This window comes from Ruegeria sp. L12 (assembly GCF_056531745.1).
On sequence record NZ_JBQFMH010000013.1, the window covers coordinates 66,345 to 79,854 of the forward strand.

At 61.6% G+C, this 13,510-nt stretch carries 13 protein-coding genes; 7 read left to right on the forward strand and 6 right to left on the reverse strand.

The features are described 5' to 3' along the window. The first annotated feature begins 2 nt into the window (after positions 1-2). The 4 genes from ACR0K9_RS17905 to ACR0K9_RS17920 all read left to right on the forward strand — a co-directional run bounded on the left by ACR0K9_RS17905 (position 3) and on the right by ACR0K9_RS17920 (position 5,559). Positions 3-1,208, forward strand: a complete 1,206-nt coding sequence (locus ACR0K9_RS17905) for a metal ABC transporter permease (RefSeq protein ID WP_480825265.1) — start codon at positions 3-5, stop codon at positions 1,206-1,208. Further along, positions 1,205-2,134, forward strand: a complete 930-nt coding sequence (locus tag ACR0K9_RS17910; protein WP_480825267.1) for a metal ABC transporter permease — start codon at positions 1,205-1,207, stop codon at positions 2,132-2,134. The genes ACR0K9_RS17905 and ACR0K9_RS17910 overlap by 4 nt, the downstream gene beginning before the upstream one ends. Before the next feature lie 283 nt (positions 2,135-2,417). Beyond that, positions 2,418-4,277 carry a DNA mismatch repair endonuclease MutL gene (mutL, locus tag ACR0K9_RS17915; RefSeq protein WP_480825269.1) on the forward strand — a complete coding sequence of 620 codons (1,860 nt, stop codon included), beginning with the start codon at positions 2,418-2,420 and terminating at the stop codon, positions 4,275-4,277. A 52-nt stretch (positions 4,278-4,329) separates the two neighbouring features. Beyond that, a complete protein-coding gene (locus ACR0K9_RS17920) occupies positions 4,330-5,559 on the forward strand; it encodes a DNA recombination protein RmuC (RefSeq protein WP_480825271.1) in 1,230 nt (409 codons plus the stop codon). Between the two features lie 6 nt (positions 5,560-5,565). On the opposite strand, the gene ACR0K9_RS17925 is transcribed toward ACR0K9_RS17920, so the two are convergent. Then, positions 5,566-6,216: a ChrR family anti-sigma-E factor gene (locus ACR0K9_RS17925; RefSeq protein WP_480825273.1), complete on the reverse strand. Its 651-nt coding sequence runs from the start codon at positions 6,214-6,216 to the stop codon at positions 5,566-5,568. Between the two features lie 10 nt (positions 6,217-6,226). Then, entirely contained in the window at positions 6,227-6,883 is a 657-nt protein-coding gene (locus tag ACR0K9_RS17930) for a sigma-70 family RNA polymerase sigma factor (RefSeq protein ID WP_480535866.1), read from the reverse strand. Positions 6,884-7,028: 145 nt separating this feature from the next. Between ACR0K9_RS17930 and ACR0K9_RS17935 the strand changes: the two genes are divergently transcribed. Further along, complete coding sequence (locus ACR0K9_RS17935) at positions 7,029-7,802, forward strand: DUF1365 domain-containing protein (protein ID WP_480825286.1); 774 nt, start codon at positions 7,029-7,031, stop codon at positions 7,800-7,802. An 86-nt stretch (positions 7,803-7,888) separates the two neighbouring features. After that, a complete protein-coding gene (locus ACR0K9_RS17940; RefSeq protein WP_170408475.1) occupies positions 7,889-8,206 on the forward strand; it encodes a DUF3775 domain-containing protein in 318 nt (105 codons plus the stop codon). A gap of 87 nt (positions 8,207-8,293) precedes the next feature. On the opposite strand, the gene ACR0K9_RS17945 is transcribed toward ACR0K9_RS17940, so the two are convergent. The 4 genes from ACR0K9_RS17945 to ACR0K9_RS17960 are packed head-to-tail and all read right to left on the reverse strand — an operon-like array spanning position 8,294 to position 11,785. Beyond that, the gene (locus ACR0K9_RS17945) at positions 8,294-9,436 is read right to left on the reverse strand and encodes a saccharopine dehydrogenase family protein (protein ID WP_480825275.1); all 1,143 of its coding nucleotides are present in this window, start codon (positions 9,434-9,436) and stop codon (positions 8,294-8,296) included. A gap of 3 nt (positions 9,437-9,439) precedes the next feature. Next, positions 9,440-10,495, reverse strand: a complete 1,056-nt coding sequence (locus ACR0K9_RS17950) for a saccharopine dehydrogenase (RefSeq protein WP_480825277.1) — start codon at positions 10,493-10,495, stop codon at positions 9,440-9,442. Positions 10,496-10,509: 14 nt separating this feature from the next. After that, positions 10,510-11,124: a glutathione S-transferase family protein gene (locus ACR0K9_RS17955; protein WP_480825279.1), complete on the reverse strand. Its 615-nt coding sequence runs from the start codon at positions 11,122-11,124 to the stop codon at positions 10,510-10,512. A 10-nt stretch (positions 11,125-11,134) separates the two neighbouring features. Continuing rightward, positions 11,135-11,785: a histidine phosphatase family protein gene (locus ACR0K9_RS17960; RefSeq protein ID WP_480825281.1), complete on the reverse strand. Its 651-nt coding sequence runs from the start codon at positions 11,783-11,785 to the stop codon at positions 11,135-11,137. A gap of 135 nt (positions 11,786-11,920) precedes the next feature. On the opposite strand from ACR0K9_RS17960, the gene ACR0K9_RS17965 reads away from it, so the two are divergent. Then, positions 11,921-13,117, forward strand: a complete 1,197-nt coding sequence (locus tag ACR0K9_RS17965; protein WP_480825283.1) for a Zn-dependent hydrolase — start codon at positions 11,921-11,923, stop codon at positions 13,115-13,117. Positions 13,118-13,510: the final 393 nt, after the last annotated feature.

Genomic DNA, 13,510 nt, shown 5'->3' on the forward strand with positions numbered 1-13,510 from the left:
ACATGCTTTGGGATGCTCTGACCCTTCAGCTTGGCTATAACGCCACGCTGGTCGCTATTGGTGCGAGCCTGCTGGGTATTTCGGCAGGTGTAACCGGTACTTTCCTATTCCTGCGTAAACGCGCACTGGTCAGCGATGCGATCAGCCACGCGACGTTGCCCGGTGTTTGCCTGGCGTTCATGGTGCTTGTCGCCTTGGGCGGTGACGGGCGAAACCTGATCGGCCTGTTGGCGGGCTCTGCCCTGTCGGCCTGGGTTGGCCTTTTGTGCATGAATTGGCTGACGCGCCATACTCGGCTGGCCGAGGATGCGGCCATCGGTGCCGTTCTTTCGGTGTTCTTTGGTTTCGGTATTGTTCTGCTGACCGTCATTCAGACCATGAGTGTGGGTCGACAGGCCGGGCTTGAAGGGTTCCTGCTGGGCTCGACCGCCGGAATGCTCTGGGCGGATGCTCTGATCATCGCGATCGGAGGCGCTGCGACGCTGGTTCTGGTGATGATCATCAGACGTCCGATGATGATGGTGGCATTTGACCCGGAATATGCCGCGGCGCGCGGATTGCCAGTTTCCCGGATCGATCTTGCAATGATGGGGCTGGTGATGGCCGTGACCGTTGTTGGCCTGAAAATTGTCGGTCTTATCCTGATCGTAGCCCTGCTGATCATCCCGCCGGTGACGGCGCGGTTCTGGTCAGACCGGTCGGATCGCGTGGTGTTGCTGGCGGGGCTCGCCGGAGGGCTGGCCGGCTATCTCGGCGCCGCTCTGTCGGCGTCGGCACCGAACCTGCCGACGGGTCCGATCATCGTACTTGTCAGCTTTGGTTTCTTCGCCTTGTCCCTGCTGCTGGCGCCGGTGCGCGGCGTATTGGCGGCGATCCTGCGCCACCTGCGATTTCAACGCCGGGTTCATATCCGGCAAGGCCTTCTGGCACTGGCGCAAGGGCAGAAGATATATGAACCCCTGACGCTCCGCCTATTGCGCCGGGCCGGGATCGTACGCGCCGATGGTGTGGCGACCGAGGAAGGCAAGGCGCGCGCCGCCAAGGCTCTGCGCGACGAAAAACGATGGGAACTGGTCCGTGCCGATCAGGCGCATGAGGCGACCGCCGCGCTCTATGACGGGTTGCGCGACATCGAAACGGTTCTGACCCGCGACCAAATCGCTGAAATCGACCGCCGCATCGGCGGCCCACAAGGGGTGCCCTCATGAGTGGTGAAGAATTTGTTCCTCTGTCGCTGACACCCCTGTTGATCGGGACCTTTGCAGCAATTGCCTGCGCGCTGCCCGGGAACTTTCTGGTGCTGCGCAAACAGGCGCTGATCGGGGATGCGATCAGCCATGTGGTGCTGCCCGGCATCGTGGTGGCCTTCCTGCTGACAGGGGCCATTTCGACCTGGCCGATGATGCTGGGCGCCGCCGGCGCCGCTATCGTTGCCGTCGTGATGATCGAGGCCGTCCGTCGGTTGGGCCAGATTGAACCCGGTGCCGCGATGGGGGTCGTCTTTACCACCATGTTCGCGGGCGGTGTTCTGTTGCTGGAACAGACCGATACCTCAACCGTCCATCTGGACGTGGAACATGCGCTGTACGGCAATCTGGAAAGCCTGATCTGGCTGGATGCCACCGGCTGGTCGTCGCTGCTGGATCCGGTGGCGCTGGCAGGTCTGCCGCATGAGCTTCCGCGTATCGCGTTGGCGCTGGTTGGGGTGATCCTGTTCACCTGGCTGTTCTGGCGCCCGCTGAAGATTTCCACCTTTGACGAAGGTTTTGCCCGCACCATCGGTATCCGGACGGGTGCGTTGGGATTGGCTCTGGTCATCACCGCTGCGATTGCAGCTGTGGCCGCCTTTGACGCGGTTGGGTCGATCATCGTGATCGCAATGTTCATCTGTCCGCCCTCTGCGGCGCGCATGATGACCAACCGGCTGGAGACTCAGATCGCGTGGAGCGTGGGGTTTGCCGCCCTTTCAGCCATCGCAGGCTATGTGCTGGCCGGGTACGGGCCGCTTTGGCTGGGGGCTGCGGATGCGGTCAGTGCGGCAGGCATGATCGCAACGGTTTCGGGTTTGATTCTGGCGCTGACGGCAGTGTTTGGACCATGCCGAACCCGCGCTGGCGCGCCGAGCACTGCTTGACTTGGCATGTTCGCGCCTGAGAATCCCCTGCGAGATCGGCGCATAATTGCCAAATGGAAACAATTGCGCAGTATTAACGAGATTTATTCCGAATCAGATGATACTTGTCCTTCAAGTGTTAATTGGATGACCACCACTCACTTCGGTTTGTCCGGCCAGCTTTGACCAATGTCGCTACCCCCTTGTCGGCGCGGTCAAACTGGTCGGACACCTTATTTTCAGCCCTCTGAATTTTCGTCAAACCGGTGGCAGAATCGCGCGTATATATGCTAGGTCTAGCGGTATGGCGCAAACGAACCCCAATATCAGCGAAACCCGACCGGTGATCCGGCAGCTTGACGATGCCGCTATCAACCGGATCGCAGCAGGTGAAGTGGTGGAACGTCCGGCCTCGGCGGTGAAGGAACTGGTCGAGAACGCAATTGATGCCGGGGCCAGCCGCATCGCGATCGATATCGCGGATGGGGGCAAGACGCTGATTCGCGTCACGGATGATGGCTGCGGGATCGCGGCGCAGGATTTGCCCTTGGCGTTGTCCCGCCATGCGACATCAAAGATCGACGGTTCGGACTTGCTGAACATCCACACTTTCGGCTTCCGGGGCGAGGCGCTGCCGTCACTGGGTGCGGTGGGTCGCTTGACCATCACCAGCCGCGTTCCGGGGGGCGATGCGGCGCAGGTGCATGTGGCGGGGGGCAGGATGGAGGCGGTGAAGCCCGCCGCCTTGCGTGCGGGCACGGTGGTTGAGCTGCGCGATCTGTTCTACGCTACGCCTGCGCGGCTGAAATTCATGCGCACCGACCGGGCCGAGGCGCAGGCGATCACTGATACGGTCAAACGTCTGGCCATGGCTGAACCGGCGATTACCTTTACCCTGCGCGATGTCTCAGGCGGGGGTGAGGGGCGCGTGACGTTCCGCGCCGACCGCGAAAACGGGGATCTGTTCGACGCGCTGCACGCCCGTCTGGCCCGCGTGATCGGGCGCGAGTTTGCCGAAAACGCCCTGCGGATCGACGCCGCGCGTGAGGGCATTCGTCTTTATGGCTATGCCGCCCTGCCGACTTTTTCGCGTGGCGCGGCGGTGGCGCAATATCTGTTCGTCAATGGCCGCCCGGTGCGCGACAAGATGCTGACAGGTGCCCTGCGCGCAGCCTATTTTGATTTCCTCAGCCGTGACCGCCATCCGGCGGCGGCGCTGTTCATCGATTGTGACCCGACGCTGGTCGATGTGAACGTCCATCCGGCCAAGTCCGAGGTTCGCTTTCGTGACCCGGGTGTGGCGCGCGGCCTGATCGTCTCGGCCCTGCGGCACGCGCTGGCCGAAGCCGGGCATCGGGCGGCGACCACCGTTGCCAATGCAACATTGGGTGCGATGCGGCCTGAACCGTCGCAACCGGCCCCTGCGCGGGTCTATCAGATGGGCAGGCCCTCGCCTGCGGCGCGTCAGGCCGCCTACCGGGCACAGGCGCCGGGCTTTGCCGAGCTGTCGCGGGATTATAGCGGCAGCGTTGTCGAGCCTGCTCCGGTCGCTCCGATCGCTGACGAAGACCCCGCACCACAGGACCTGCCCTTGGGTGCCGCGCGTGGGCAGGTGCATGAGAATTACATCATCGCCCAGACTGCCGATGGCATGGTGATCGTCGATCAACACGCAGCGCATGAGCGGCTGGTTTACGAAAAGCTGAAAACCCAGATGGCCGAGAACGGCGTTGCCGCCCAGGCCCTGCTGATCCCCGAGATTGTCGAACTGTCCGATGCTGATTGTACGCGGCTGTTGGCGGTTGCGGATGAACTGACCCGCTTTGGCCTGACCATCGAACCCTTTGGTGGAGGTGCCATCGCCGTGCGCGAAACCCCCGCCATTCTGGGCGAGGTCGACGCCCGCGCGATGATTCTGGATATCCTCGACGAACTGGCCGATCAGGGCGAAAGCCAAACGGTGCAGGCGCGGATCGAGGCGATTCTGAGTCGGGTGGCCTGCCATGGCTCGGTCCGCTCGGGCCGCCGCATGCGAGCCGAGGAAATGAACGCCCTGCTGCGCGAGATGGAGGCAACGCCCCATTCCGGCCAGTGCAACCACGGGCGGCCGACTTACGTGGAACTGAAGCTGAGCGATATCGAACGCCTGTTCGGGCGCAGTTGATTCTGCGGCCCGCCTGGGCTAGAAAGAATAAAACAAGAACATCCGAGGCGACATGATCGAGATTGCAGGTACCCAATACGCGCTGAACGACCCCTTGATCCTGACTGTAAGCGGGGTGGTGGCGCTGATCCTGTTGCTGTTATTCCTGTCGCTGCGCGCGGCCAACCGATCCGCCCGGATGGCGGAACCGCTGGCGCGGCAGATGGCGCATCTGGGCCAGCATGTGCAGCAATTGGGACAAGGGCAGGAACAGTTGCGCGGTGGTTTGCAACATGTCTCGGACACGCAGGCCAATGCGCAGGTTCAGGTGATCCAGACGGTCGAATCCCGCCTGTCTTCGGTTCAGCAGCAGATGAATGACCGGCTGGCCGACAACGCGATGAAATCAGCGCGCGCGCTGGCCGAGATGCAAGAGCGGATGAAGGAATCGCTGCATGGGTCGTCAAAGCAGACCGCAACCTCTCTGACCCAGTTGCAGGAGCGTCTGGCCGCCATCGACAAGGCGCAGGACAATATCACCAAACTGTCCGGCGATGTACTGTCGTTGCAGGACATCCTGTCGAACAAGCAAACGCGCGGCGCCTTTGGTGAGATCCAACTGAATGATATCGTCTCGAAGGCGTTGCCATCGGACAGTTTCCGGCTGCAGGCGACCCTGTCGAACGGGCGGCGGGCGGATTGTCTGATCAATCTGCCGAACCCTCCGGGGCCGATTGTGATCGACAGCAAGTTTCCGTTAGAGGCCTATGAGGCGCTGATCGGCTCGACCAATGATGCCGAGTTCAAGGCCGCCGTTCAGATGTTCCGCAGCACGGTGCGCAAGCATATCAATGACATTGCCGAGAAGTACATTCTCGATGGTGAAACCGCCGATGGCGCGCTGATGTTCCTGCCGTCCGAGGCGGTCTATGCCGAGTTGCACGCCAAGTTCCCCGAACTGGTGCAGGAGAGTTTTTCCAAACGTGTCTGGATCGTCTCACCCACCACCTGCATGGCGACGCTGAACACGATGCGCGCGATCCTGAAAGACGCGCGGATGCGGGAACAGGCGGGGGCGATCCGCAAGGAACTGGGAATGCTTCACAAGGATGTCGAACGTCTGGGCGACCGTGTCTCGAACCTTGACCGTCATTTCGGGCAGGCGGCCAAGGATATCTCGGACATCAAGATCAGCGCCGAGAAAGCCGGGCGTCGGGCGCAGCGGCTGGATAATTTCGACTTTGAGGAACTGGCCCCCGATGATCACAGCAACGTGGTGCCGCTAGGCCAGTCCGAAGGCTAGGCCGGGTCAGATTCTCAGGAAGGGCTGGAACAGGCGCGGGATCAGCTTGCTGAACTTCAACGGCGCATCCGTGACCGCCAGACAGATACAATCTTCTGACATATCCGCTGTCGGAGTGTGATGCAGGTCTTCATCCGCAATCTCGACATCGCCGCGGGCAAAACGGTCAACCTCATCCGAGAAGGCGCCCTGCAGCACCATGGTCAGCTCGGTCCCGTGGTGGCTGTGATCCGGCACCGCCACACCGGCGGGAATGAACAGCAACCGGGCGGTCGCCTCGCGCGTCGTGGGCAGGATGGCCTGCTTGACGCCCATGCCAATGGGTTTCCATTTGATCGCGTTGACATCGCCGCCGACATAATCCTGAAGCGGGGTCGGCAGAACCGGGCATTTCAGCTGTGGCGGCTTCGGTGTCGGGGCACCCTGTGCAATCAGGGCCATCGTCGCGGCCAGCGCGTCACTTCCCATTTGAGCCGGGGCAGGCTGATCGTCCAGAACGCAACCGCCGACGGCGTCAAAGCTTTCGGCCCGCGCGCGGCAATGGTCGCAGAGCGACAGATGCGTGGCGACCATAAGATCGAATGCTTCGGGCAACGTACCCGCGGCATAGGCCATAAGCAGATCGTCGGTCAGGTGATGTTTGATCTTGTGTTCCATCGTCTTCATCTCAGTTCATCGCGTGGCGCAAGCGGTCCAGCGCCAGCCGTATCCGTGATTTGATCGTGCCCAAAGGCAACCCGGTCTGAGATGCGATTTCTCGATGGCTCAGATCACCGAAGTAGGCCTTCTCGATCAGCTGTCTCTGCGCCTCAGGCAACGCCGCCATGGCGTCACGCAGCTGCGCGGTTTCCTGTTGCAGCGCCAGAACCTCCTCCTGTTCCGGCTCTGCCTCGGGGCCCCAGCCGAGGTCTTCGGGCTCGGGGCGGCGTTGTTTGCGCAACACGTCGATGCGCTTGTTCCGGGCGATCGTGAACACCCATGTGGCCACGGTCGCGCGGGTGGGATCGAACAGGTGCGCCTTATGCCACAAGGTCGCCATAACCTCTTGCGCGCATTCCTCTGCCATCGCGGCGTCGGCCCCTGATTTCATCAGGAACGCTTTGACCCGGGGCGCGAAGTGTTGAAACAGCTCGGCAAAGGCCGCCTGATCCTGCGCATCGCGGATGCGGGTGACGTGACTCACCCATTCGGTTCTGGTCTCACAACTGCCGTTCACTCGGTTCACCGGTCGGCCCCTGATGCGTTTCTTCGCGCGCAAGGGTTTAATGGCAGGGCTATCGCCCACCGGTTCATCCAAGCTCGCGGTATCGATCTCGGTAAACATAACCACATTACGCAGTCAGCCCCAAGCCGGATCACTTCGCACGAATATTTTAATCCACCCTGATGCCGGTTTCGTATTATCCATATGAAATGACCTTGGATTTGGGTGCTGTCCAAGCAGCGCAAAGGTCAGATGGATGAGCAGGATGGACCGGATCGACCATATTGCAGGGCATACCTATCACGGGCGAAAGGGCGCGATTGAAAACACGTTCCGCTATTCCGTGGACTACATTCTGCTTGATCCCGAAAAACCCGTTGCGACCCCGCTGCTGTTCTCGTTGAACCGCATCAATGTTACCAACTGGCGCAGCCGCGATCATGGGGGTGAGCCGGGCAACGGTCTCGGCGCGGCGTGGCTGCGCGATCAGTTTGATCAGATGGGTGTTGCGCAACCTGCAGACATTACCTTGCTGACGCAGCCCCGCGTGTTGGGGCACGTATTCAACCCTGCCAGCTTCTGGTTCTGTTTCGATACCGAGCAACAGCTTTATGCGGTCGTGGCCGAAGTGACGAACACCTTTGGCACCCGCCACAGCTATCTTTGTCACAACGCCAATTTCGCGCCCATTCAGGCGACGGATCGTATCGTGGCGGACAAGCTGATGCATGTCTCGCCGTTCCAGAAGATCGAAGGATCCTATACATTCCGATTTGACTATCGTCCGGACCGGGTTGGCGTCTGGATTGACTATGGCCGAGAGGCCGGTGGCTTGATCGCGACACTGACCGGGCCGCGCGCGCCTTTGACCAACGCGGCCATCGTATGGTCACTGCTGCGGCGGCCCTTTGGGGCGCGACGCACCTTTGCCTTGATTGTCTGGCAAGCGTTGAAGCTGAAACTGAAGAAAGCGACGTTCCGACCGTTCCGAACCGCGCCGGTGCCGGACCATCCCATTTCCCGCATTCGCGAGCCTTAAGCCGCGCCGGTTTGTTCAAGATCAAAGACTCGGCCACCCGAGAGTGGTTGTGGTAGTCTGAAACCGCGAACACGAGGAGTTGGGACATGCTGGAAATCTCGGCAAGAAAAATAGCTCAGGTCGCCATGATGGGGCGTGAACTGGACCGGGCCGAAGGCGAACTGCGTGCGTTTATCGACCGTATGGGCGAGGATGAGCAGGCGGAACTGGTTGCCGTCATGTGGATCGGGCGCGAGAGTTTCTTTGCCGAAGATCTGGCCGAGGCTATTGCAACCGCAAAGTCCGAGGCCTCGACCCCTTGTGCGGATTATCTGATCGGCACGCCGCACTTGTCGGATCATCTTGAAAACGGGCTGGATGCGCTGGGTATTTCGGCTGAGGATGTCGAGAACGATCTGATGTAGGCTTTGGCCCAGCAAAGAGTTTTCAAACAGAAAAAGAATGGAATGCGGCAGGCGCCGCGCCGAAATGGATGGCGCGGCGCATAGTGGTCAGGCGGTGTGATCCACAATTTGCAGATGCTGCGCCAACCGGTCGATTTCGGCCATCCAATCCTGAACCAGTTTTGGATCGCTGGGGGCTGCATGAACGCCCGCAGGAATGGCGCGGTTCAGCACCGCTTCGATCGCCAATGAGACCGGGATCGACACCAGCCGTGCCATGGCGGTGCCGCGTTCGTCACCCCAGGCGTCCATGACATAGGTTTTGTGCCAGACCGGCACGCCGTCCTTTTCCGCCTTCAGGCCAACACACAGCACGACGCGGTCAGGTTCGCCCTCGTCATAGGCGTTTTCTGCCCAGAACTGATCGGACATCTCTTTCAGGCGCGCATCGCCCTCCGGGCCGGACAGGGTTTCGATCTCGGTGAACACATCTGACCAGGCATCGGCCCAGCCGTTCAGGCGCAGCGTGCCGCGAACGAATTCCTTGACAGTCCAGTGATCTTCGAACTGGTATTCCTGCATGAACGGCAAGGAATCCCGGTTGGGATAGACCTCGAAGCTCTCCGGCGCAGGCAGCGGAGCGATATAGCTGCTGATCGCGTCCCATGGGCGGGCGACGTCCAGCGGGGCGTAATCGCGGATCGATTTCGACGGGGAACGCAGCGCTTTCAGCACACCCAAGGGCGACCAGCTGAACTTGTAGCGGAACGGGTTCGGGTGTTTTGGAATGCCACCGCAATACGAGATGAAGCTCAGGTGGTTTTGTGCATCGAACGCGTCCGAAGCGCGGTAGTCAGCGACCAGCGCATGGGCCATCAGGTGGTCGATGCCCGGGTCCAGCCCGACTTCGTTGACCAGCGCGACGCCCGCCTCGCGCGCTTTGTCGTCCAGCGCGCGCATCTCGGGCGCGATGTAGGAGGAGGAGACAAAGTTGGCTTCTTTCGAAATCGCCAGTTCCGCCAGCGGCACGTGCCAGTCACCGGGCAGCATCGAGACGATCACGTCGCCTTTGCCCAGCACCGCGCCCAGCGCGTCGATGTCGAAGGCGCGGATGTCGTCGGTCAGGTCGCCGACCTCGGCCTTGGCCTTTTCAACGGTCCGGTTCCAGACGGTGACCTTGTGCCCGCCCTCGATCAGGCGGCGCAGGCCGGGGATGGCCGACAGGCCGGTGCCACACCAGTGAATCGTCATCGCTCAGATTCCTTCGATATGAGTGTTAAAGGTTGCCGCTGCCCGGCCCCAGACACCGGCTTCGATGTCGGTCAGGGTCAGCAATGTGGGAAGCAGTTGTGCCGCATAATCCTGCGAGCTTTCGACCGGTAGCATCGACGGCAGGTTGTCGATGGCCATCACGTCCATCACCGGGTCGCTGGCCACACGCAGGGCGGGGGCGTCCCATGTGGTGGCGCGGTCATAAACGGGGACCGGGTTGTAATCGCTGTCCGGATCGCAGGCGACGTCGCCGATGGCGGTCAGCTTGCGCGGGGCGGTCAGCGCCGTGCGCGGCACAAAGACCGGGGTGCCGGGGCGGGCGAAGATGCAGTTCAGGAACAGATCGTGGTCAAGGATTTCGGGGAACGGCCCACCGCTGGCCGTCTCGGCCATGTCCCATTTGGTGACGCTGACACCCATCGCCTCGCACAGGTCAGCCGCCCCGGTACCGACCCGGCCCAAAGCGCCGATGACGATGGCGCTGGGGCGAGTGGCACCTGTGGCGTCCAGCTCTGCCAGCAGCTCGGCAATCAGGGCGTCCTTGCCCGCATAAACTCCGACGGGCGGGCATTCCTGCCGCCGCTGTTGCGCGGCCCACGTTTTCAACGTGACCGCCGCCCCGGCATAGCCCGCCCAATAGCCAAAAGCGGCAACCCGGCGGCCATCCTCGTCCACCAGATATTCCAGATCGTACAGCGTGCCGCCCCCGGCCTTGAACCGCTGCAACAGCGCCCGGCCCGAGTGCTGACCCTTGTAGGCATGACCGAACATGATGTGGCGATGGGGCAGAGGCGTGCCGTCTTCGGGCAGTTCCTTGAGGCCAAAGATGATCGCGTCCAGCGGGGCGTCGGGCCAGGAGTTTTCGGCCGCGATTTCACAACCTGCGGCCTTGTAGCCGTCCAGTGGGATGGCGCGGACATGGCTTTCCTCGACCGTCACGCGGATACCGGCGGCGATCAGTGCGGCGGCGCCTTCAGGGGTCAACCCCACCCGTTCCTCGTTGGGGCGTTGTTCGGCCCGGACCCAGAGATGTGTCATGCGTTGTCCTTTTGTCAGAGCATTCCGGCGGCGCGCACCGCCTGAACCGAAGGCCGTGCCTCCATCGCTTCGCGGAAGGCGATGATCTTGGGAAAGACCGAGACATCGACGCCGTCGCCCTCAAGCCAGCTGCAAACCACAAAAAGATAGCAATCGGCAAGGCTGATCCGGTCGCCCAATACGAATGGTCCGCGCAGGCCTGCCGTCTCGACATACCTGCACGAGGCGGTCATGGTTTGCGGCATTTTCTCTTTCATATCTTTCCAGCTGGACTTCTTGTCTGCCCAGCGGGGACCGCGCCGTCCGTGGGCGTGGTTCACATGCATGGTCGAGGCCAGATAGAACATCACTTCGCGCATGCGGGCGGCCATCACCGGATCATCGGGCACCAGCCCGGCCTGCGGGGCCTTGGCCGCGATATATTCCAGCAATGCGCCGGTTTCGGTCAGGATGCCGCCTTCGACCGCCAATGCCGGAACCCGGCCCTTGGGGTTGATCTGCTTGTAGGCAGGCTTGGTCTGCTCTCCTGCGGCAAAGTCCAGCCGGATCGCCTCGTACTCCAGCCCGGCCTCTTCCAGCGCGATGGCAACAGCGACCGAGATGGTGCGGGGGGCGTAATAGAGTTGCATGCGGACCTCCTTACAGATGCGTTTGCGCGAACTGCCGTTCGGGCGCTTCCAGATGCGGAACGGCGTTGAACAGAACCGGGCTCAGTTGCGCGCCAACCGGGCGCAGACGGTGCATCGACGTGTTCATGATGGCAAGGGCCACCCGCGCCATCGACGGAATGTCCAGCCCCATCGCCTGCCGCACCACCATCGAGATCAACCCGCCCGAGGTCACCACGATGGCCGGGCCACCCTCGGTGCCGATGTCGCGCAACGCATCGCGGACGCGGGTTTCGAACTCTTCAAAAGTCTCGGGCGTGTTTTTCAGGTCGCCATTGGCCCAGGCAGTGAAGGTCCGCGGCAGATGGTCGACAAAGCCCTCGCGATCCGTAGGGATGGCTACGCCGTGTTGATCCTGAAACAGTTGGGCGAGGGTGAAATACTCGATCTCGTTCAGCCGTGCGTCGCGCACCGGTGCGGGCAGGCCCATACTGGCGGCGGTTTCCGCGTGCCGGACCAGCGTGCCGCAATAGACGCGCGGATGATGCGCGCGGGTGTCCTGCAAATGCGCGCCCAGCCAGCGCGCCTGCTGATGGCCCAGCTCGCTGAGCTTGTCATAGTTCTTTTCGTCCCGCGCCGCCGTGTTGGCCTGCCCGTGACGTACCAGCGTGATATGCGACATGTCCGTCCTCTTCGCGCCAAGTCTTAGGGCAGGTTCGGGGCCGGGGCCAGAGGGGTTTCCGCGCGTTCTGAAAAATTCCTGCCACGGCGGCGGTTTGCGGCTATGGTCGCCCTGACCATCACGGCGGAGGACCTCATGACTGTCGATCAAACACGATTTCTGTCCGACCTGCACAAGCTGCGCGAATTCGGAGCCGCAGGCGTCGGCAAGGGTGTCGTGCGGCCTGCGTATTCGCAAGCCGATATCGCGGCGCGGCAATGGCTGGCCGGACGGATGGTCGAGGCCGGGCTGACGCCGCATTTCGATCCCGTGGGTAATCTGTTTGGCCTGGCCGACGGTCCTTCGCTGCTGATGGGGTCGCATTCCGACAGCCAGCCCGAGGGCGGTTGGCTGGATGGTGCCCTGGGTGTAATCGCCGCGCTGGAAATCGCGCGAGCCAGCGAGCACCCCATCTCGGTCGTCAGCTTTCAGGATGAGGAGGGGCGGTTTGGCGTCACCACCGGTTCGGCGGTCTGGTCGGGCGGATTGCCGTTGGACAAGGCGGACGTCCTGACCGACGGAACCGGCGTCAGCTTTGGCGATGCCCGGTCCGTGATGGCGGATCTGGCGCAGGTCTTTGTCGACCCCTCCCTGTTCAGCGGCTTCATCGAGATGCATATCGAACAGGGTCCCGCGCTGGATGCGGCGGGCGAACAGATCGGAGTGGTCACCGACATCGTCGGCATCCGCGACATGGTCATGACGTTTGAGGGCCAGCAGAACCACGCAGGCACCACACCCATGCACTTGCGCCGCGATGCGTTTCAGGCGTTGTCCTTGTTCAACGCGCGGCTTAACGACCGGTTCCGCAATGTGGTCACGCCGCAGACTGTCTGGACCATCGGGCGAGTCGATCTGCATCCCAATGCCTCGTCAATCGTGCCCGGACGAGCGCGATTTTCGATGCAGTGGCGCGATGGCGATGCGGATCGGTTGGTGCGGATGGAGGAAATCATCCGGTCCACCGCACAAGAAGTGGCGGAACAGCAGGCTATGGCGCTGGACTACGGCCCGATGTTGGGGCTGGAACCTGTTAGCATGGATAAAAGATTGCGTCAGGCTCTGGAGCAGGGCGCCGAGCGGATCGCGCCGGGCAAGTGGCGTAAAATGCCTTCGGGCGCGTTGCATGATGCCACCAACGTCTCTCGCCTGATGCCGGTTGCGATGCTGTTTGTGCCTTCGATCAATGGAATCAGCCATGATTTCTCCGAGGATACAGCCGAGGATGACCTGATCGCCGGCCTGCATGTGCTGGATCAGGCCGTTCGGGCTCTGGGAAGCTCAGGGAAATAAGTCGTGGGGAAAATACAAGTTTTCCAGCGTATTGGCTGACGGTAAAGAGAACAGGCTATCGGTACTTCTCTGAATCCAGACACTGATCTTCAGGGGTCAGAACAACGAGTGTTGCCTAACGGAAAAAAGTTTCCTATAGGAACATTATTGATGCATGCACCCGTATACAGACCTGCCGCGATCAAGGTGTGCCGCCAAATTCAAAGGCTGAATCGTTGCAAAATACGCAGCTTGGGTCAGACTGACGGACATGCGCTTTGACCATTAGATACGAAAAGGTATCCGCTATGACCGACGCACCGAAACGCACGCCACTTCATTCTTTGCATGTTGAGTTGGGGGGGAAGTTGGTTGATTTTGCGGGTTGGGAGATGCCTGTTCAGTATCCTTTGG

Coding starts and splice junctions, on each gene's coding strand:
- ACR0K9_RS17920 (WP_480825271.1), top strand. CDS start 4,330: ATGATCGAGATTGCAGGTACCCAATACGCGCTGAACGACCCCTTGATC.
- ACR0K9_RS17955 (WP_480825279.1), bottom strand. CDS start 11,124: ATGCAACTCTATTACGCCCCCCGCACCATCTCGGTCGCTGTTGCCATC.
- ACR0K9_RS17960 (WP_480825281.1), bottom strand. CDS start 11,785: ATGTCGCATATCACGCTGGTACGTCACGGGCAGGCCAACACGGCGGCG.
- mutL (WP_480825269.1), top strand. CDS start 2,418: ATGGCGCAAACGAACCCCAATATCAGCGAAACCCGACCGGTGATCCGG.
- ACR0K9_RS17930 (WP_480535866.1), bottom strand. CDS start 6,883: ATGTTTACCGAGATCGATACCGCGAGCTTGGATGAACCGGTGGGCGAT.
- ACR0K9_RS17965 (WP_480825283.1), top strand. CDS start 11,921: ATGACTGTCGATCAAACACGATTTCTGTCCGACCTGCACAAGCTGCGC.
- ACR0K9_RS17935 (WP_480825286.1), top strand. CDS start 7,029: ATGGACCGGATCGACCATATTGCAGGGCATACCTATCACGGGCGAAAG.
- ACR0K9_RS17950 (WP_480825277.1), bottom strand. CDS start 10,495: ATGACACATCTCTGGGTCCGGGCCGAACAACGCCCCAACGAGGAACGG.
- ACR0K9_RS17925 (WP_480825273.1), bottom strand. CDS start 6,216: ATGGAACACAAGATCAAACATCACCTGACCGACGATCTGCTTATGGCC.
- ACR0K9_RS17910 (WP_480825267.1), top strand. CDS start 1,205: ATGAGTGGTGAAGAATTTGTTCCTCTGTCGCTGACACCCCTGTTGATC.
- ACR0K9_RS17940 (WP_170408475.1), top strand. CDS start 7,889: ATGCTGGAAATCTCGGCAAGAAAAATAGCTCAGGTCGCCATGATGGGG.
- ACR0K9_RS17945 (WP_480825275.1), bottom strand. CDS start 9,436: ATGACGATTCACTGGTGTGGCACCGGCCTGTCGGCCATCCCCGGCCTG.
- ACR0K9_RS17905 (WP_480825265.1), top strand. CDS start 3: ATGCTTTGGGATGCTCTGACCCTTCAGCTTGGCTATAACGCCACGCTG.